21 protein-coding genes are annotated in these 19,654 nt (G+C 43.9%); 17 read left to right on the top strand and 4 right to left on the bottom strand.

Annotated elements, in window-relative coordinates; genetic code table 11:
- The coding region (gene ruvX / locus K6T91_10880; protein MCL6473293.1) for a Holliday junction resolvase RuvX at nucleotides 1-300 on the top strand (300 nt) is incomplete at its 5' end.
- A gap of 3 nt (nucleotides 301-303) precedes the next feature.
- Nucleotides 304-1,416, top strand: coding sequence for an endolytic transglycosylase MltG (gene mltG, locus K6T91_10875; protein ID MCL6473292.1), 1,113 nt, complete (start codon nucleotides 304-306; stop codon nucleotides 1,414-1,416).
- 77 nt (nucleotides 1,417-1,493) lie between these two features.
- Here mltG and K6T91_10870 read toward each other — a convergent pair whose 3' ends face one another.
- The 3 genes from K6T91_10870 to K6T91_10860 all read right to left on the bottom strand — a co-directional run bounded on the left by K6T91_10870 (nucleotide 1,494) and on the right by K6T91_10860 (nucleotide 3,785).
- Entirely contained in the window at nucleotides 1,494-2,117 is a 624-nt protein-coding gene (locus K6T91_10870) for a superoxide dismutase (protein ID MCL6473291.1), read from the bottom strand.
- A gap of 78 nt (nucleotides 2,118-2,195) precedes the next feature.
- Nucleotides 2,196-3,188 carry an NADH:flavin oxidoreductase gene (locus K6T91_10865; GenBank protein MCL6473290.1) on the bottom strand — a complete coding sequence of 331 codons (993 nt, stop codon included), beginning with the start codon at nucleotides 3,186-3,188 and terminating at the stop codon, nucleotides 2,196-2,198.
- An 84-nt stretch (nucleotides 3,189-3,272) separates the two neighbouring features.
- Complete coding sequence (locus K6T91_10860; GenBank protein ID MCL6473289.1) at nucleotides 3,273-3,785, bottom strand: flavin reductase family protein; 513 nt, start codon at nucleotides 3,783-3,785, stop codon at nucleotides 3,273-3,275.
- A 405-nt stretch (nucleotides 3,786-4,190) separates the two neighbouring features.
- Between K6T91_10860 and thiM the strand changes: the two genes are divergently transcribed.
- The 6 genes from thiM (at nucleotide 4,191) to yfcE (ending at nucleotide 9,453) form a co-directional block, all read left to right on the top strand.
- A complete protein-coding gene (gene thiM / locus K6T91_10855; protein ID MCL6473288.1) occupies nucleotides 4,191-4,988 on the top strand; it encodes a hydroxyethylthiazole kinase in 798 nt (265 codons plus the stop codon).
- 7 nt (nucleotides 4,989-4,995) lie between these two features.
- Nucleotides 4,996-5,619 carry a thiamine phosphate synthase gene (gene thiE / locus K6T91_10850; protein ID MCL6473287.1) on the top strand — a complete coding sequence of 208 codons (624 nt, stop codon included), beginning with the start codon at nucleotides 4,996-4,998 and terminating at the stop codon, nucleotides 5,617-5,619.
- A 28-nt stretch (nucleotides 5,620-5,647) separates the two neighbouring features.
- Nucleotides 5,648-6,949 (top strand): phosphomethylpyrimidine synthase ThiC, encoded by a 1,302-nt coding sequence (gene thiC / locus K6T91_10845; protein ID MCL6473286.1) that lies wholly within the window; start codon nucleotides 5,648-5,650, stop codon nucleotides 6,947-6,949.
- Between the two features lie 142 nt (nucleotides 6,950-7,091).
- Nucleotides 7,092-8,090, top strand: coding sequence for a thiamine-phosphate kinase (gene thiL / locus K6T91_10840; protein MCL6473285.1), 999 nt, complete (start codon nucleotides 7,092-7,094; stop codon nucleotides 8,088-8,090).
- Between the two features lie 12 nt (nucleotides 8,091-8,102).
- Nucleotides 8,103-8,879: a bifunctional hydroxymethylpyrimidine kinase/phosphomethylpyrimidine kinase gene (gene thiD / locus K6T91_10835; protein MCL6473284.1), complete on the top strand. Its 777-nt coding sequence runs from the start codon at nucleotides 8,103-8,105 to the stop codon at nucleotides 8,877-8,879.
- Between the two features lie 19 nt (nucleotides 8,880-8,898).
- Complete coding sequence (gene yfcE, locus K6T91_10830; GenBank protein ID MCL6473283.1) at nucleotides 8,899-9,453, top strand: phosphodiesterase; 555 nt, start codon at nucleotides 8,899-8,901, stop codon at nucleotides 9,451-9,453.
- A 57-nt stretch (nucleotides 9,454-9,510) separates the two neighbouring features.
- On the opposite strand, the gene rpmB is transcribed toward yfcE, so the two are convergent.
- Nucleotides 9,511-9,702 carry a 50S ribosomal protein L28 gene (rpmB, locus tag K6T91_10825; GenBank protein MCL6473282.1) on the bottom strand — a complete coding sequence of 64 codons (192 nt, stop codon included), beginning with the start codon at nucleotides 9,700-9,702 and terminating at the stop codon, nucleotides 9,511-9,513.
- Between the two features lie 322 nt (nucleotides 9,703-10,024).
- Between rpmB and K6T91_10820 the strand changes: the two genes are divergently transcribed.
- The 9 genes from K6T91_10820 to K6T91_10780 all read left to right on the top strand — a co-directional run bounded on the left by K6T91_10820 (nucleotide 10,025) and on the right by K6T91_10780 (nucleotide 19,418).
- Complete coding sequence (locus K6T91_10820) at nucleotides 10,025-10,501, top strand: hypothetical protein (GenBank protein ID MCL6473281.1); 477 nt, start codon at nucleotides 10,025-10,027, stop codon at nucleotides 10,499-10,501.
- Between the two features lie 264 nt (nucleotides 10,502-10,765).
- On the top strand, nucleotides 10,766-12,010 hold the full coding sequence (locus tag K6T91_10815; protein ID MCL6473280.1) for a glycosyltransferase: 1,245 nt from the start codon (nucleotides 10,766-10,768) through the stop codon (nucleotides 12,008-12,010).
- 76 nt (nucleotides 12,011-12,086) lie between these two features.
- Nucleotides 12,087-13,703 (top strand): DAK2 domain-containing protein, encoded by a 1,617-nt coding sequence (locus tag K6T91_10810; protein ID MCL6473279.1) that lies wholly within the window; start codon nucleotides 12,087-12,089, stop codon nucleotides 13,701-13,703.
- Between the two features lie 154 nt (nucleotides 13,704-13,857).
- Nucleotides 13,858-14,724, top strand: a complete 867-nt coding sequence (locus K6T91_10805) for a DegV family protein (protein ID MCL6473278.1) — start codon at nucleotides 13,858-13,860, stop codon at nucleotides 14,722-14,724.
- A 113-nt stretch (nucleotides 14,725-14,837) separates the two neighbouring features.
- The gene (recG, locus tag K6T91_10800; protein ID MCL6473277.1) at nucleotides 14,838-16,982 is read left to right on the top strand and encodes an ATP-dependent DNA helicase RecG; all 2,145 of its coding nucleotides are present in this window, start codon (nucleotides 14,838-14,840) and stop codon (nucleotides 16,980-16,982) included.
- A gap of 77 nt (nucleotides 16,983-17,059) precedes the next feature.
- The gene (rsmD, locus tag K6T91_10795) at nucleotides 17,060-17,623 is read left to right on the top strand and encodes a 16S rRNA (guanine(966)-N(2))-methyltransferase RsmD (protein MCL6473276.1); all 564 of its coding nucleotides are present in this window, start codon (nucleotides 17,060-17,062) and stop codon (nucleotides 17,621-17,623) included.
- Nucleotide 17,624: 1 nt separating this feature from the next.
- Complete coding sequence (gene coaD, locus K6T91_10790) at nucleotides 17,625-18,098, top strand: pantetheine-phosphate adenylyltransferase (protein ID MCL6473275.1); 474 nt, start codon at nucleotides 17,625-17,627, stop codon at nucleotides 18,096-18,098.
- A 22-nt stretch (nucleotides 18,099-18,120) separates the two neighbouring features.
- Complete coding sequence (locus tag K6T91_10785; GenBank protein ID MCL6473274.1) at nucleotides 18,121-18,573, top strand: ATPase; 453 nt, start codon at nucleotides 18,121-18,123, stop codon at nucleotides 18,571-18,573.
- A gap of 323 nt (nucleotides 18,574-18,896) precedes the next feature.
- Nucleotides 18,897-19,418, top strand: coding sequence for a YceD family protein (locus tag K6T91_10780; GenBank protein MCL6473273.1), 522 nt, complete (start codon nucleotides 18,897-18,899; stop codon nucleotides 19,416-19,418).
- Nucleotides 19,419-19,654 lie beyond the last annotated feature (236 nt).

Raw genomic sequence — 19,654 nt, 5'->3', positions numbered from 1 at the left:
CAAAAGATAAAGCAACTCATCGATGAATATGATGTCGAAAAAGTGGTTATAGGCTTGCCGGTTTCATTAGCAGGCGAACTAGGCCCCCAGGCCAAAGCAGTTCTAGAATACGTAGAAAAACTAAGGGCAACAGTAAAAGTACCCGTTGCGACATGGGATGAAAGACTTACAACAGCATCCGCTAAACGGATGTTGTTGGAGTCAGAGGTAAGACGGAGCCGTAGAAAAGAAGTTATAGATAAAATCGCAGCAGCAATAATGTTGCAGAGCTATTTAGATGCAAAAAGATCGGGGGAATAAAAGATTAAAAGCCGCAGTAAACACGTCGCAAAATCAAGCAAATCTGGTATTGTAAAGGGCATAATTGCAAGCCTTGGCCTAGTCATAATTATAGGCACAGTTGTTTTAGTTGGATATTTAGCGTGGAAAAGCTTTCTTCAGGAAGATAACACACCCAAAGTACCCGTTAAGGTCAAGATAGAAAAGGGGATGACCGCCTCTCAAATTGGTGGACTTCTGCAGAAAAAGAAAGTGATTAAAAACTCGTTTGTTTTTCGTGTGGCAGCCAAAAAAAGAGGCGTCGAGTCGGATTTCAAACCTGGCGAGTACGAGTTTACAACCGGCATGGAATATAATGTTGTCATAGACAGACTTATAGCTGGCCCGCCAATAACCTATTACGATATAACGCTGCCTGAGGGATGGACTGCAAAACAGATGGCAGCACGGATCGGTCCAGTGGGACACATAAACGCAGACGAGTACCTGAACATAGTAGAACAAGGCCTTTTGGAAAGGGATTATCCATTCCTCCAGAATAGCGGTGCTAAATCAAAAAGCCTGGAGGGATATCTATTCCCCGATACATACAGGATCAAAAAGGGTACAACAGCGGCTCAGTTTGTGGATTTGCAACTTCAGCAATTCCAAAAGAAGACGGAGGGCTTGGATTGGTCTAAGGCCGCCGCAATAGGCAGAAGCCCTTATGAGATAATAATAATTGCGTCGCTGGTAGAGCGGGAGACAAAAGTAGCCGATGAGAGGCCTATTGTTGCTTCGGTTATATATAACCGTCTGGCTAAAGGAATGTTACTGCAGATTGACGCAACGGTGCAGTATGCGCTTCCAGAACACAAAGATAGGCTGACTTTTGACGATCTAAAAGTAGATTCACCATACAATACCTACAAAAATCCAGGATTGCCACCGGGGCCTATCTGCAATCCTGGATTTGCGTCAATACAGGCAGCTTTAAATCCGGCAACGACGAACTATCTTTATTATGTGCTGGCGCCAGATAACTCTGGCAGACATACGTTCACAAACAGCTATGATGAGTTCATAAAAGCAGCGCAACAATATCATGAAGCCCAGAAAAATAAACCGCCGAGCAAAACGACGCAACCAGGGCAGTAGAGAAGCAACCGTGTGAACATTAACGTTCACACGGTTTTGACTCAAAGCGCCCTTTTAATATGGAATCGTTGCGGTTTCTAAGCCGCCCTTCCCATAGCCCTGCGCATGTTTATGAGACCGTATTTATCGATAACACCGTTTACATAGTCCCAATTTGCATTCTTCATTACAGCCTCGATGTAGTCTTTACGGTTTGTACCGTAGTCAATAAAGTACGCATGTTCGTAGACATCAAGTATAAAAAGGGGAACGGCATTATAGATATCACCGAAGTTGTGCGCATCGAGCGAATAATTATGGACGGTATTCCAATCAAGATCGTACGCCAGAACAACCCAGCCTCTTGCACACATTGCTGCGGCTCTGAACTCTTGCTCCCAGCGGTCGTAAGATCCGAAATCCTGGTTTATTAAATCGGATATGGCGCCGCTTATTTGACCGTTTCCTCCAAGATTTGCAAAATAACCTTCGTGCAGCTTAACGGCGTTAACTGCAAATGTCTCCTCCAATTTAAGTTCTCTAAGCGCGCTATAGGTCGCGTTAGTATCGGCAAGGTCTACGCTTTTTAGCTTTTCCTGAATCTCGTTTACCTTTTTTACATATCCAACATAGAGCACATCATGATGCTGCCTCAATTGGTTTTCGGAAAGCCCCGGCAGGCTACTGTAGGGTAGTGGTTTTGCTTCTAGATTTGGAATCATTTATACATCCTCCTTAGATATTTTGTTTAAGGTGATGTACCCTTGAAGAAAAGCCGCCAAACGATTCCACTCAGATGACTATTCAAGTCCCAGGTCAGTAGCGGCAGTTTTTGGCCAGTTTGGGTCCTTTAGCAATGCCCTTCCAATGGCTACTAGGTCAGCATCTCCATCCCGAATTATGTCGTCGGCCAGCTCACCGGTTGTAATCATTCCAACTGCGATTACCGGCACATTTACCTCTCTTTTAATTTTAGCGGCTTGGGGCACAAATTGACCCGGCACCATATCAGGCGGCCTTGAGCCTATAAGGCCGCCTGAGACATCAACCACCTTTATGCCTGCGTTAACGATTAGTTTCGCCATTTCAATGCCGTCCTCTATAGTTATGCCCCCTTCGATCATATCGTCGGCACCCAGCCTGTAAAACAGCATAAAATCTGAACCAACCGTAGCACGGGTTTCCTGAATGACTTCGAGAGGAAACCTCATCCTGCCTGCCATATCAAGACCATATTCATCGTTTCTTTTATTTGTAAGGGGAGAGGCAAACTGATTTAAGAGAAAACCGTGTGCTCCATGTATTTCAATCCCGTCAAAACCAGCTTGTTTAGCGCGACTGGCGGCAGAAGCAAAGGCTTTTGTGATAGCCAGTATTTCATCTTGATTAAGCTCACGGGGCACTTCTCCACCTGTTGGCAGTGGAATTGGTGAGGCGGAGACCGGTTGCTCACCTATAACGTCTGTGGTTGTTCGAGAACCTGCATGGTTTAACTGCAAAATACACGGCACACCCTCAGCATGGATTGCATCAGCTAGCTTCTTAAAGCTCGGAATAAGGTCATCCTTATATAGACCAAGCTGGTGCGGTGAAAATCGACCGTTTGGCATAACAAACGTGTGCTCAACGATAATTAAACCAACACCGCCTCGCGCGCGCTTAACATAGTGGTCAATAATCCAATCGCTAACACCATCATCAGGCGCTGCTCTGTTTGTTTCCATCGGCGGCATTACTATCCTGTTTTTTAGCATAAGCCCGTTAATTTCAAGTGGACTAAAAAGGCTTCGCATAATACACCTCCGGAATCAGCAAGTACTTTATCCTTTTACCTCTAAGCAATACCTTAAACGGGAGCTTTCAACTTCTTAGCATTGTTATCCATAATAAGTTCCAATCTGTTTTCCTAAGGTGAAGTACTTTCCATGATAAAGGTAGATTGGGCTATCCTGCCTAAATTCCTGGTATGAAACAACTTCAGCAATAAAAAGATCCTGCCTGCCTAAGTCGATAACCTGAGTAACATTGCACTCCAATGTAGTATGGGCTAATTCTATCAGCGGACATTTAACTATTTCTGCCTGTCTCGTCTTAACGCCGAATTCTTTGAATTTATCCACTTTGTGTCCAGATGTAGCACCTATTTTCTTGACCAGGTCTAATTCAGCCGGTGAAACAATATTTATTGCAAACTCACCGCTATCTTCTATGAGAGAGCGAGAAAATGAGCGGTGGCTTAACGAAATACAAACTAGGGGCGGCCTAAATGACAATCCGGCAACCATACTAACAGTGGTCGCGTTTGCCATCCCCTCATATGCTGCTGTAACCAGCACGACAGCTCCCTCAATTGAGCCTATTATTTTGCGCCCGGATATATTTTTGGCCAAAAAGCACCTCATAAGAACGATATAATTCATTATTCCCATTGTGCAGATAATATTGCAATAGATTAGCAACAAAGCGATAGCTTAATCAAAAATATGGACGTTAAAACAGTTAAAGTAGGGTATATATTGCCTAAGTTTAGGATTTAAGTTATTATTCAATATTGAAAACTTAAATAGAGAACCGGGAGCTGCTTCTTGGCGGCTGAGAGGTAAAGCGTAAACTTTACGACCGTTTGAACCTGAAATGCGGCTAGAGCCGCTTCTGGGTAATGCCAGCGAAGGGAATTAAACTTGTTTACGGTTTTAAAGCCGTGCCTTTTCTGGCACGGCTTATTTATCTGCATAAAGGTTTTCTGTACTCTCAAACTTTTAAGGAGGTTTAATATGGAGCACTTTCTAGAGGATATCGTTGAGGACTTTTTTCGAATAAGGCAAGAAAAGCCTCTTATCCAGCAAATTACCAATTTTGTGGTGCAAAACGAGACCGCAAACATGACCCTATGTGTTGGCGCTCTTCCCGTCATGGTGTGGGAGATAGAAGAGGTTGCTGAAATGGTAACCCACGCCGGGGCGCTGCTTTTTAACGTTGGCAACATAACCTGGGCTGACTCAATGATTGTTGCCGGTAAAAAAGCTAATGAACTTGGCATTCCGGTAATTCTCGATCCGGTAGGCGCTGGGGCAACCAAGCCTCGAACCGACGCCATTAAACGCATCATTAGCGAGGTTAAAATAGATATAATAAGAGGAAATAGTGCTGAAATAGGTATACTGGCCGGAGCCGGCGGTAAAATAAAAGGAGTCGAGGCAGTCGGAGAAAGCGAAGGCATACTTGATGCTGCCTGTGACTACGCAAAGCGTGAAGGCTTTGTTGTAAGCGTTACCGGCTCCGAAGATATCGTCACAGACGGTAAGAGGACTGCTTTAGTTAAAAACGGCCACCCAATTATGGCGATGGTTACCGGCACAGGCTGCATGTCAACTACGGTCACCGCTGCATTTGCTGCTGTGCAGAGGGATTATTTCAGAGCGGCAGTCGGTGCTCTAGTAGTGTATGGGATTGCCGGTGAGAAAGCGGCAGCTGAAGCCGGCAACAGACCAGGAACATTCCATACGCTACTTTACGATTCAATTTATGGGTTGACAAGAGAAGATATTATGGGAGGTGCTAAAGTTGGATTCCCAGTTTCGAGCAGAGCTTAAAGGCAATATCGGCTTATATGCGATAACAACTGAATTGCCCGGTAGAAACCATCTTGACATTGCAGAAGCAGCTATTCAGGGGGGCGCAAAGGTCATCCAATATAGGGATAAGTTTTCGACTAACCGCAGGATGTACGATATAGCTAAATCGCTTAGAAGAATGACGGAAGAGGCTGGCGTAAAGCTTATCATAAACGATAGAGTTGACCTCGTACTTGCAGTTGGCGCCGATGGCGTTCATCTGGGTGACGATGATTTTCCGCTAAAGCTCACACGCGAAATGCTTGGTCCGGAATATATTATCGGCATTTCGGCTACAAGTATTGATGAGGCGGTTGTGGCTTACCGTGATGGTGCCGATTATATCGGTGTGGGTCCGGTATATCATACAGATAGCAAAAAGTGCTCCGTCCCTCCGATTGGGGTGGAAGGTATTGCTGAAATAAAGATAATGGTTGCAAATATGCCTATAGTTGCGATCGGCGGCATAGGTGTTGACAACATTGACGAGGTTTTGGCGATAAAACCGGATGGTATTGCTGTTATCTCTGCTATTTCGGCTGCGGCCGACATGGTTGAGGCTGCACGCGCACTGAACGAAAAAATTCAAAACGCAGCTGTCTTAGACTAAAAAATTAATTTTGAAGTAAGGGATTTAAATGTCAACGATTATTGAAAGGATGAAAAGAGGCCAATCAGTAGATGCGGTTGCCGCTGTTGCCAAGGATGAGGGTGTCGATGAGAGCTATATTATTGAAGGGTTGCTCAGCGGATTTATTGTCATACCCCTTAACATCAATCGCAGAGATATAAAGGTAGTTGGGGTGGGAAGGGGGCTTCGGACCAAAGTAAACGCAAACATAGGTACATCAGACGAGTACCCTAGCGTCGATGAAGAGCTGAAAAAACTTGACGTTGCCATAAAGGCTGGTACCGACACGGTAATGGACCTAAGCACGGGTGGACCTCTAATTGAGATACGAAAAAAGATTCTGTCAAGATGCAAGATACCCCTGGGGACAGTGCCGATATACCAGGCCGCAGTTGTTGCTATGGATAGATATGGCAGCATTGTCGAGATGACCGTCGATGACATCTTTGATGTCATCGAGTCGCAGGCAGCAGGGGGCGTAGATTTTATGACGGTCCACGCCGGTATTACCTGGAAGACGCTAAACACATTGCAGCAGCAGGGAAGAGTGGCAGACATTGTAAGCAGGGGCGGAGCCTTTACTGTTGGCTGGATGATCCATAACAATCTTGAAAATCCACTCTATGAGCAGTATGACCGTCTTCTTGATATCGCAAGGAGGTATGATGTTACATTAAGTCTTGGTGACGGCCTAAGACCTGGTTGCATAGCTGACGCATCAGACAGGGCCCAATTCCAAGAGCTCCTAATTCTTGGCGAGCTTGTCGACCGAGCAAGGGCGGCCGATGTCCAAGTCATGGTTGAGGGACCAGGACATGTTCCGTTTGACCAAATCGAACCCAATATTAAAATTGAAAAGGAAGTATGCAAAGGCGCACCGTTTTATGTGCTTGGCCCGCTAGTTACCGATATTGCACCGGGATACGACCATATCACGGCAGCGATAGGTGGGACCATGGCAGCGGTCTCAGGAGCCGATTTTTTATGTTATGTAACTCCGAGAGAGCACCTTGGACTACCGACCGCTGAAGATGTCCGTGAAGGCGTAATAGCCTCAAGAATAGCAGCCCATGCTGCCGACATAGTAAAAGGCGTAAAGGGAGCACGGGAATGGGATCTATCCATGGCAAGGGCAAGAAAAGCTCTGGATTGGAATGAGCAGATAAGGCTTTCTATCGATCCTGAGAAATCCGCTAAAGCATATAATGAGCGCAAGACTAAAGATATAAAAGGCTGCACTATGTGCGGAGATTTCTGTGCCATGAAAGTTGTAGCGGAGTATTTGGGAACCGATGCAGAAATCTGTTAAAGTGAGTCTAGAATAAGGCTAGAGTGCCGAAATCTAGATGTGCTAACATAGCAAGGTTTTGATGTGCCAATATACCAAATTCAGTGGATAAAAAAAGTGGCACATCGGCGCATCTAGACCCACTGTGATAAACGAGCAACCAATGAAGGTAAGCGATATAGGCGAGTTTGCTTTAATAGAGCGTATCGCAAACATAGTAGAATATGAAGACAAGCGTGTTGTCCTTAGCATAGGAGACGACACAGCAGTAGTTAAGCCAACCAAGCTTGACTATCTGCTTCTTACAACCGACTTGCTAGTGGAAGGCGTCCATTTCAACCCGGGCACAATATCTGCATGGCAGCTTGGTTACAAATCAGTGGCTGTTAACATAAGCGATATTGCTGCTATGGGCGGAATACCTGACTACGGCGTTGTCTCACTTGCGCTAAATCCCGAAACAGAAGTTTCATTTGTTGAGGATCTCTACCGGGGTATGGCCGATATCTCGCAAAAATATAATTTACGCATAGTAGGTGGCGACGTCACAAAGTCCGACAAACTTATAATAAACATAGCGTTGGTTGGAGAAGTTGAAGAAGAATATCTTTGCAGGAGAAGCGATGCGCAAGTCGAAGATGTTATTATGGTAACAGGCGAGCTTGGCGCGTCGGCTGCGTGGCTGCGCCTAGTTTTAAATCCCAATTTAGAACCTAAAATAAAAGGATCAAAGAAGTTAAAGAGAGCACATTTTCTTCCCGAGCCAAGAGTAAACGAGGCCAGGATTCTTGCTAAAAGCGGTATCCATGCGGCAGAAGATATAAGCGACGGACTTGCAAGTGAAATACGGCATATCTGTGAAGCCAGCTCTGTTGGGGCAAGGCTTTATTTGAGCAAAATTCCAATTGCACAAGGCGTCGAGGAAGTTGCTAAGCTTACCGGTGAACGAGCGATAGATATAGCTTTGGCTGGCGGTGAAGATTACGAGCTAGTTTTTACAGCGCCAAAAGATGCAAAGATGGAGATAGAAAGAGCACTCTCAAAACTTAGCGTAAAAGTAACTGAAATCGGAGAGATTGTAGACATGTCGCATGGGATAACGACTGTTGATTGGTCGGGTAAAGAGATTCCGCTTGAAACAGGTGGCTACACCCATTTCTAGGATGTGAGCGCGTTGGAAATCAAAAAAGTAATCGCTATAGGTGGGTCAGATCCTAGTGGGGGAGCAGGAATCCAAGCCGATATAAAGACATTTATAGAACTTGGCATTTATCCTTATACTGCTTTAGCAGCCGTCACGGCACAAAATAGCCAGGGCGTACGATCCTACAAAGTGCTTACCGCAAAATTTTTACGGGACCAGCTTGAAGCGATCATTGCTGATGGAAAAGTCCATGGCGTTAAAACTGGTATGCTTGGTAGCTCTGAAAATATAATGGAAATCGCCTACTTAGTAAGCGAAAAGATGATAGAAAATACTGTCATTGATCCCGTAATAAAATCAAACGATGGCAAGATGCTGATTTCTGAAGCGGCAATCTCAGTTCTAAAAAAGAGGCTCCTGCCGTATTGCCTCATGGTTACGCCGAACATAAATGAAGCCGGCTGGCTTACAGGCATTAAAATATCATCTGAAGATGATTTTCTAAGAGCTGCGCAGGCGATTAAAGAAACTGGGGTCGAGTGGGTGTTAATAAAAGGAGGACACTTTGAGGGCGACCGAGCCCTTGACCTGCTTTACGATGGTAATAACGAATATTATTTTGATGCTAAGAAGATCAAGGTAGGAAATGTTAGAGGCACAGGTTGCATGCTTGCTTCAGCAATATGTGCATACCTGGTTAAAGGATTGAAAGTATATGATGCTGTCGATAAAGCAAAGGCTTACGTGTATAATAAAATTATAAAATCCGTGCAGTTAGGCAAGGGAAGCTTGCAGGCACTTCATTAAAATAGCGAAGGTGAGATTTGTGAGGATAGGGTTAATTAGCGATACGCATGGTGACCTTGAGGCATGGGAGAGAGCGCTCCAATTTTTAAAGGATATCGATTTTGCCATCCATGCAGGAGATATATTAAGCAGCGGTCCCTTTAATCCAAGAGGGCCTTCCTATAAACCCCTTGAGCTGGCTAAAGCGATTAATGCCGCACCGTTTCCGACTATTTTTGCTAAAGGAAACTGCGATGCACCAGTAGATTCTAATGCAATTGCGTATCCCATACAGAGTCCGTTTGCATTCGTGTATGCAGAAGGCTTAAGAATAATGGCAACACACGGCGATATATACAGCGAGGATAAGCTGATTGAAATTGGAACCCGTTACGCATTGGATCTTATTATAAGCGGCCATACACACGTAAGAAGCATAAAAGCTGCTGTTGGTATTACTTTAGTTAACCCTGGAAGTGCTTCCTTGCCGAAAGGCGGTGAAGGTGACTTCCCAACTATTGGCCTTATTGAAGATAGGGTGATAAGGTTAATATCCCTAGAAGACGGAACCGAGGTAGAGCGCGCATCATTCTAAAAGCTGTAACAAAAAATGCCCAGGCTTGGAACCTGGGAACCTGGGCATTTTTGATGATTAAACCAAGCGTGTAACTTTATTAGCCTTTAAGTCTTTTGTGCATATGTAGATGTTTTGCGGTTTGCCGTCGATGAGAGCACGGATTTTTTGCAGGTTAGGGTTAAACCTACGACGTGTCTTCCTGTTGGAGTGGCTTACATTATTGCCGGTCATCGGGCCTTTACCGCATACGTAGCATTTCCTGGACATTTCCAAACCTCTCCTACTCGAAATAAACTCAACAAGAAAAAATACTACCATTTATCCGGCTATAAGGCAAGCTCTGGCGGTTTGCATAGTGCAGGCAAATACGCGGTGCCTTGTGCCGAAAAGCAGCATCACGGTTCAAAGCTAAAACGGAAACAATGTAATTTTCGAGGATTTATATACGAAGCTAAAGCTTCCTGTTTTATTTAACAATAATCCTGTTTTATTTACCTGCTCAAATAGCTTCCATATTAGTAGTGTTCGTTTAGCAATTGATATGTTTGGGTAATTTAACCTTGTCCTTATTTGAAAGGAGGTGACTGGTTTGACAAAAAAAGAGATTATTGATAGGTTAAATTACCTTCGGTCAAAAGAGCTTTTTGCTATTCAGCAGTACATGAATCATTACTACGAGGCAAAAGGCCCTAATTTCTCAGAGGTAAAGGGGCTTGAAAGAAGTATTGCAATCGTTGAGATGAAACATGCTGAATTGCTTGCAGAGAAAATAACTATGCTGGGTGGCGAGCCTATTACAAATCCAGGCCAGGTTCAGGAGATGAAGGGTGCAGCTGTTTTTACCAGCGAGTCGGTAGATGAAATGATAAGAGCCGATCTCAACCTTGAGAGGAATGCTATTCAAGATTACACAAAGGCTATAGTTGATATAGGCGATACAGACCCTGGAATAAGAAAAATGCTTGAAGATATTCTAGGTCAGGAAGAAGAACATGCCGATAGCTTTGGAAACTATCTTGGCGAACAACAGGCTTACGATGTAGAAGCTATGCGTAAAGCCGCCTAAGGGTTGCTTCTAAGAATTGCCTTTGAATCTATTTCTAGAAACTAGAAGCGGTAAAAGCGCTGTGTTTTACAGCGCTTTTACCTTATACCGTAGTTTACCGTTAGCTAAATACCTTTGGCAATTGGCGTTTCTTAACACTGGGCTGGCTCTAGCATAAAACGAAAGCTTGCACAAGGCTCGCTTACTTTTGTTTCTTCATTGCGAACATTGGGAAAGGCAAATATGTACTAGTAACAAGGGGGTCCCTTCGGGAGTGGGTTTCTTATGACGAGGAGCGTCGATGTTGTTGAGTTTCAACTGGAAATGTATGAGGCAATTCTACCGGAGGCTATCGCAGAGCTTCGCCTTATAGCAGAGCCATTAAAAGGCCTGCACGTGCTCCATGTAAACGCTACTCCCCTTGGCGGAGGCGTATCTGAGCTACTTCGATCAGTTATTCCAATGGAGAGAGCTTTAGGCATTGACTCTAGATGGTTGGTAATTACCGGAGATGAACGATTTTTTCTCGTTACGAAGTCTATCCATAATGCTCTTCAAGGCGGCAATTACACGCTTACTGAAATGGATAAGGAGACATACATAGCCTACAATAGTTTAAACGCAAAGGCGCTCGCTAAGGATTTTGACATCATTTTTGTTCACGACCCCCAGCCCGCAGCGTTGTGCAAGTTCAGACCCGATATAAAAGCAAAGTGGATTTGGAGGTGCCATATCGACACATCCAGCCCCGAACCAGGCGTTTGGGATTTCCTTCTGCCGTACATTTGCGCCTACGACGCATCTGTCTTTACCCTGCATGAGTTTATGCCGCCGCAGCTACAGAATCTTCTTAGGGTAGAAATAATTCCACCTGGCATCGACCCCTTGAGCCCTAAGAACATAGACATACCTGAAGAACTGGCCAGAAAACTGCTTGATTGGACCGGAATACCAATGGATGGACCGGTGATTTGCCAAGTATCCCGGTATGACCCCTGGAAGGACCCTCTGGGAGTGATTGAGGTGTACCGGCTTATAAAAAGAGAGAGACCTGATGTTCGTTTGGTCTTTATAGGCTCGATGGCTTTAGATGACCCGGAAGGCTGGGAAATATATGATAAGGTAATTACCGCAAAGAATCAGGACGACCACATACACGTATTTACCAATTTTCACGGCATGTCTGATATTCAGGTCAACGCATTCCAGAGAATGTCGGATGTCATTATACAAAAATCCCTAAAGGAAGGATTTGGGCTTGTTGTGTCGGAGGCTCTTTGGAAGGGCACTCCGGTTGTTGCTAATCGTACAGGGGGCATCCCTATGCAGCTTGCTGGAGGGGGCGGATACCTTGTTGACAGCATACAACAGGCTGCACAACGAATACTGGAGCTTCTATCAAATCCCACAGAAGCTATTGCAGAAGGAAATCGTGGTAAGCAGTATGTAAAAGACAATTTCTTGATAACCCGCTTTGTAAGAGATAATTTAAAGCTTATGCAATCCCTTATCAGCACTGCAATGGCATGATAAATTAGTCTCCCATGATATAATTTGTTATTATTAACAATAACTTTATGACCGACCAATAAAAAGGTGAATTAGTTTGGTGCAAAATAATGCTATTTTATTGCTTTTAGAGGCTTCCCTTGTAGCGCTAAAAAACCATGAGGATGAAATAAATAAGCTGAATGTATTTCCAGTTCCAGATGGGGATACTGGAACTAATATGGCCCACACCATCCAGAGTGTCCTAAACGAGGTTTTAAAAACAGATAACGCATCTCCAAAAGAGCTATCCAAAGCAATAATTTATGGTTCGCTTCTGGGAGCAAGAGGCAACTCAGGTGTTATACTTTCGCAAATCATTAAAGGATTTTGCGAGGAGATTGAGAAATATGACGATTTTTCTGCATCAGCCATAGCTAAAGCCCTCGGGAACGCGTCTAGGGTTGCTTATGAAGCTGTTAAAAAACCAGCTGAGGGAACCATGCTTACGGTTGTTAACGATATGGCCGCGGCGGCGGAGAAACTATCTAGTAATGGCATGGCTCCGCTTGATTTTATCAGCGGCGTTGTCGATGAAGGTATAAAATCAGTTGAGAGAACGCCATTTCTGCTGCCTGTACTAAAGGAAGCCGGAGTCGTAGATGCCGGCGGGTACGGGCTTGTTGTTATTGCCCAGGGAATCTTGTCTGCGCTCAAGGGTGAAAGTGTAAACGGCCAAATTGCCAAGAAGCTAGACAGCGCAAGCCCTGCCGAAAAAGATATCCTCGAGGAGGATTTTGAGTTTACCTACTGCACTGAGTTTGTTTTAAAAAGCAATGGAATAGACATTAAAAAACTTGAGAGCAAGATCGACCCTCTTGGCGACTCAACACTTGTCGTCGGAACCCCAGAACTCACCAAAGTACACATCCATACAAATGACCCAGGTTTGGTAATTCAGATTGCAACGAGCATGGGTTCGATAACCGATGTTCAGATAAACAACATCGTTGAACAATCAAGGGCACGCTCAGAGGCAATAAAAGCAGGGGATGGCCAACATAATATAGTGAATTCGCCTGCAACCGGAATTGGTGTTGTAGCGGTTGCAAACGGTAGCGGTGTTAAAGATATATTGCTTAACCTGGGCGTAGACCGAATTGTTAACGGTGGACAGAGCATGAACCCAAGTGCCGCCGACATCTTAAATGCCGTAAATGATATCCCGTCTGCCGATATCGTTTTACTTCCAAACAATAAAAACATTATCTTGACCGCAGAGCAAGTTTCCGGTCTGACAAATAAAAATATTGCAGTAATACCTACGAGATCGATACCTGAGGCTTTTGCGGCTCTCCTTTCATTCGATAAGCAAGCTTCTCTAACCGATAATAAAAATGCCATGACGGCAGCTTTTTCTAAAATAAAAACCGGTGAAGTAACTTGCGCAATACGAGATGCTAATAATGGCGATTTTAAGAAACATGATTTTATAGGCCTATTTAACGGTGAAATAAGGTCAAGCGGGAACGATTTACTCACAACAACGTGCAATCTTATTGAAAAGATGCTTGCCGAAGATGACGAAGTGATAACAATTCTTGCAGGCGACCAAGTAGCAGACAATGACACAGACATCTTAAGCATGATGATCAAAGAAAGGTTTCCTGAACTTGAGTTGGATATACACCGCGGTGACCAACCGGTATATCATTTTGTTATTGGTATTGAATAGCATCTTGATATCTGGAAATGCCAAAGCGTAAAAATATTTTCTATCGACTTTTGCATTTCAAGGCCTCGGCACAAAGAGTTACATGCTACTATACCCTGTGGACTAAAACCGAAAATATAATAGGAACTTGATAGGCTGTTTAGGGACTGGTGATATGCCAAGAATAGCAATTGTCACGGATAGCACGGCAGATATGCCGCTTTCGTTTTATGAGGAAAATGACGTGGAGATGGTGCCGCTCGTAGTACGATTTGGCAATAAGAGCTATAAAGACTGGGTTGAGATGCCGCCTGAAACATTTTACGGCCTGCTTAGAGAGTCAGAGGTTTTGCCTAAAACATCCCAACCATCGGTTCAAGAGTTTATCGAAGCTTATAAGAGGCACTCTGATTGCGATCATATCATATCCATTCACATATCCGCCAAATTAAGCGGCACATTTCAATCGGCATATATTGCTTCTCAAAACGTTGACCTGCCTGTGACCGTCATTGACAGTAAAAATGCAAGTGCTGGATTAGGGCTCATAGTTAAATCGCTCGTACAGGCAAGAAGCGAGGGAAAAGGCGCTGGTCAAATGATAAGTATTGCCGAGCGCATGGCAAATAGCATAAAAGATATCTTTTATGTCGATACCTTAAAGTATCTTGAGATGGGCGGACGAATCGGAAAAGCGACGGCTCTGGCAGGATCTATTTTGAAGATAAAGCCCATATTAACCCTTGATGATGGGATAGTGGCACCGCTTAGAAAAGTTAAGGGAAGGAAACGTGCAGTAAGCGAGATTGTCAGTTTAGTTAAGGCATTCTGTGAGGGTCGCAGGGTAAACATCGGATTGGCTCATGCAGATATCTCAAGCGCAATAGACGAGATCGAGTTGGCTCTAAAAGAAGCCGATATTAATAGTAACGTCGTCATAAAATCGCAAATTGGCAGCGTAATCGGTACCTACGTCGGCCCAGATGCTTTTGCAATCCTTGTTTATAAAGATGACATTTTGGCTGACCTCCCTTTCTTTTAAAGGTGATTAGAATTTGCCCGTAGCAAAGCCTCAAAAACCGAAAACACAAGTTTTACTGATAGTCTTATAGTAAGAGTAGCCTATGGCGAGTAAAATCCGATAAAATTTACAATATGGATAAGCCGGATAATTTACCCTCAACAAAAGACATGCCTCCAAAGTTTTTAGATAATGCAGCCGCAAGCTCATTAAAATATCCTGTGTCAAAGGTTAGGTTTGTGGGCCCCACAATAAAGAGTGCCCTTGAGAGGCTGGGTATAGAGACCGTTGGTGACCTGTTGTTCCATTTCCCGCATAGATATATAGACCTATCAAAGCGAAAAAAGATATCTGAGCTTAAAGTCGGTGAGAAGGCGACCATTGTGGGAGAAATACGGGAGGTAAAACTATGGAGGGGTCGAAGAGGCACGCGGGTTATAAATGTAAAAATATACGATGGAACCGGATATATTACTGGAACATGGTTTAACCAGGATTTTATAGCTAGGCGGCTTAAAAAGGGTATGCAGGTTACCTTGAGCGGCAAAGTCGAATATAAATACCAGGCGCTGCAGATTGAAAACCCGTTTTACGATGTCTTAAGCGAAAGAAACAGTGAGTCAATTCACTCTGGTCGAATTGTACCTATACATCCGGTGACACAGAGCTTGACTACGAATACCATGAGGCGGATTGTAAAAAACGCGCTTGATGATTTCGGCGATATTGATGATCCTCTACCCGACAGCGTAATCAAAGAGCACGGCCTTCTCCCAAAAGCGACAGCCCTGTCTGAGATACATTTTCCTTCAACCAGAGAACTACTAATAAAAGCCCGCACAAGATTCATTTTCGAAGAGCTTTTTCTTATGCAGGTTGGATTGGCAATAAGAAAAAAACGCGTAGAGAAGCAAATGAATGGTGCGTCACATAGAAGCGATGGTGAACTTTTGCGCCTCTTCTATAACATCCTTCCGTTTGAGTTAACCGGCGACCAGAGAAAGGCGATAAGCGAAATCCAAGCCGATATGGAAAAACCGTTCCCTATGAACCGCCTTCTGCAGGGTGAAGTAGGGTCAGGCAAAACAGTTGTTGCCTTGGCTGCACTTTTAACAGCCGTCCAGAGCGGCTACCAGGCAACCATGATGGCGCCAACTGAGATACTTGCCAGACAGCATTACCTTAAAATTAAAGATATATTGGATAAATTAGGCGTAAGTGTTGCTCTGCTAACTGGCGGCCTTAACTTAAAAGAGCGCACTTCGCTAGCAAAAGAAATATCAGATGGCGATATCGATATAGTAATTGGCACCCATGCCATCATTCAAGATTCAGTAGTTTTTAAGCGATTAGGTATTGTCGTTATTGACGAGCAACACCGCTTCGGTGTCGAGCAGCGCATTATCCTTAAAGAAAAGGGCTACTACCCGGATGTTCTGGTAATGAGTGCGACCCCGATACCAAGGACTCTTTCGCTTACGTTATACGGAGATTTAGATGTGTCTATCATCAGGGAGCTTCCTGGCAGCAAAAAGATAGGGGAAAATGTTGAAACAATCCACCTCGACGATGCAAACAGAGGGTTGGCATACGAAATAATAAGAACCGAAGTCGCCGGTGGCAGGCAGGCTTATATTGTTTGTCCATTAATAGAAGAATCTGATAAGTTAGAAGTCAAAGCTGTTATGGACGAGACAGATCGCCTAAGAAACGAGGTATTTCCCGATTTAAGAGTTGGTCTAATTCATGGTCGCATGAAATCAGTTGAAAAAGAATCGGTGATGAAGCAATTCAATGAAGGCAAGCTTGATATTCTAATATCAACAACAGTCATAGAGGTCGGGATAGATGTCCCAAATGCTACCGTAATGCTGATCGAGGATGCTGATAGGTTTGGTTTAGCACAGCTCCACCAACTCAGAGGGCGAATAGGGCGGGGCAAACGGAAGTCTTATTGCATACTTTTTGCGAACCCCTCAACAGAAGAAGGTAAAAAAAGGATAAAGGCGATTTGCAGCATAAAAAATGGCTTCCAGCTGGCTGAGGCCGATCTTCAAATAAGGGGAGAAGGCCAAATCTTTGGTACCCGCCAATCGGGCCTGCCTGATTTAAAAATTGCTAAATTGCCCCGCGACATTGAGATACTCTCGATAGCACGAGAAGCAGCTTTTAAAATAGTCGACCGGGATCCTGGCCTCTCGTCACAAGCACACCGCCGGCTGCTCAACGAAGTTATAGACAAGTTTGCCGACAATGTGGATTGGCTATTTCAGTCTTAAAATTACCAATAGTCAGCCGCCTGTTTTAATCTATCAAACGGCAGCTGGAAGCTTCTGGCTGAGAGCTAGAAAGTAAGGTGCTTGAGTTGCGAGTCATCGCAGGAGTAGCAAAAGGCAGAAAACTTTACGCCCCAAAAGGAGCCGATATAAGGCCGACCTCTGATAGAGTTAAAGAGGCTATTTTTAACATAATCGGCCGGGAGATAAATAATAAAAACGTACTTGATCTTTTTGCAGGAACAGGGAGCCTCGGCATAGAAGCTCTAAGTAGAGGTGCAGAGCATGCTTATTTTATTGATTCAAAGACACAAGCAATTGATCTGATTAAGAAAAATCTTGACATAACCGGCCTCGATGGCAAGGCGACTGTTATAAAGTCTGATGTGTATAAAGCGATAGAGAGGTTGGCGAAAAATGAGCTAAGGTTCGATTTGATTTTTCTTGACCCTCCTTATAGAATTAGCGTATCCTTTTTAGATGCCATACTTAACATGTTGGCATCCGATATACTTAAAAAAGACGGCTTACTTGTTTTAGAGCATGCGGCTAAGACTGAGCCACGAAGCGTTGAGGGTCTTGAGCTTGAATCGACCAGGATTTACGGTGATACAGCCGTGACATTTTATCGAAAGAAAGGCTAATATGATTGCAGTTGTTCCAGGCAGCTTTGATCCGATAACTGCAGGACACATAGATATTATTAACAGGGCTGCCAAGCTCTATGATAAAGTAATTGTAGGAGTAGTTGTAAATCCAAGCAAAACACCACTCTTTTCTCTTGAAGAAAGAGTTAAAATGGTGATAGAAGCATTAAACAATAAAGATAAGATTGAGGTAGATTCGTTTAACGGGCTTCTTGTTGATTTTGTACAGATGCATGGCGCTCGTGTTATTATTAGAGGATTGAGGGCAGTGTCGGACTTTGAACATGAGTTCCAGATGGCCCAACTCAACAGAAGGCTGTGTCCGGATGTCGAAACAGTATTTGTTATGGCCAGCCCAGAGTATGCTTATTTGAGTTCAAGCGTTGTTAAAGAGATTGCAAGATATAGGGGCAATGTTGATGGTCTTGTACCACCAAACGTAATAAAATCATTGCGTGCTGCGCTGATTTAGCCTGAGGAGGGTTATAGGTTAGATGGATATAATGGGCCTTATTGACCGGCTAGAGGACGTAATAGCAAATGGTCGCAAGATTCCTCTTAGCGGATCTGTTGTGCTTCAAGAGCAGAAAATATACGACATAATTGATGAATTAAGAGCCGCCCTTCCTGAAGAACTAAAGCAGGCTCGCTGGATTGTTAAAGAGAGAGCAGAGATGATAGACGAGGCTGAAAAAGAGGCAAATAGGATCATCGACGAAGGCCGGCAACGCGCAGAGGCGATGGTCCAAGAAAAGGAGATCGTAAAACTTGCTGAACGGAAGGCACAAGAGATTATTGAGGCGGCTCAGGCGCGCGAACGAGAAATAAGATTGGGCGCGGAAGATTACGCCGACGAGATGCTAGCAAATCTTGAAGTTAATTTAGGTAAATTATTAACGGCTGTGCAACGCGGCCGTGATAGATTACAAGGCCGCCTCGAGCGGTAAACTTTCTGTTTTACCATTAGGATTGTTGTTTATTTTAAAAAACCAGTTGCATCGTTATCAGCAAAGTTCTTGTGATTTCACAAGAACTTTTAATCTTTACGGTAAGGGACTGAAAGACACAGTTTAATATCGATCCACTGTGCAGGGCTTCAGCCCTACACAGGTATTTGTCCTGTCTTGCAGTCAAAGCTGTTGCAACCTATGTTTATGCCTACTAAGCGATTTTGGGAAGTCTGCCTGAAACAAAATCAAAGATAATGCATAAGTATTACTAAATATTTCCGAGATTCAGTTTTGGGTATTATTTATAAGAGGTTGATAAAATGAATAAGGTTATTATAGATGTTAAGGACATTATGGATGAAGTTGGGGCTGAAGAGCACCGTGTATTTGAGCAGAAATTTTCGCCTATTAAAACCGAAACCGGAGAAATCGAATTTGTACAACCTGTAAAATTCGATATCAAGATGGAAAATACAGGCAGCGGAGTCAGAATAACTGGCCATATAAAATCGGCGCTAAAGTTGGTTTGTAGCCGCTGCTTAAACGAGTTTAGTTTTCCGGTCGATTGGCAGGTTGATGAGCTTTTTTATCGCAAGGGTATACCCAAAGAAGAAGAGGCGTATTCTATGGAGAATACTACGATCGATCTTGGTCCGCCAACTGAGGAAGAGTTTGTGCTTGCTATACCCATGAAACCCCTTTGTCATGAGGCCTGCCAGGGCATATGTCCAATTTGTGGCGAGCTAATAACCGGAGAGCACAAACCCCATAAAGAGATGAAAATAGATACCCGCTTAGAGGTTTTAAAGAAACTGCTAAAAGAAAAGGGTGGGGAGGAATAGACAGCATTCAGGCAGCGGCGGCTCGTTTTGCAAAATAAGCCGTTTATAGTATAATAAAAGCATAGCTAAATAGAGGGAATCTTAAACCGGAAGCCCTTTTATAGAAAATACTGTGGAAAATAGAATAGAGCTGTCCATTATCTCGACGTAAAATTCGATGCAGTAAATTCACCCCAGCAATAGATTCACCACAACTGTTAGCACCTCAACATATCCAGGTCAAAGCCTTAGACAAA

Source organism: Bacillota bacterium (genome assembly GCA_023511485.1).
GTDB lineage: Bacteria > Actinomycetota > Aquicultoria > Aquicultorales > Aquicultoraceae > CADDYS01.
Note: the sequence above shows the minus strand (reverse complement) of the source record. Positions and strands in the feature narration are given on the sequence as shown.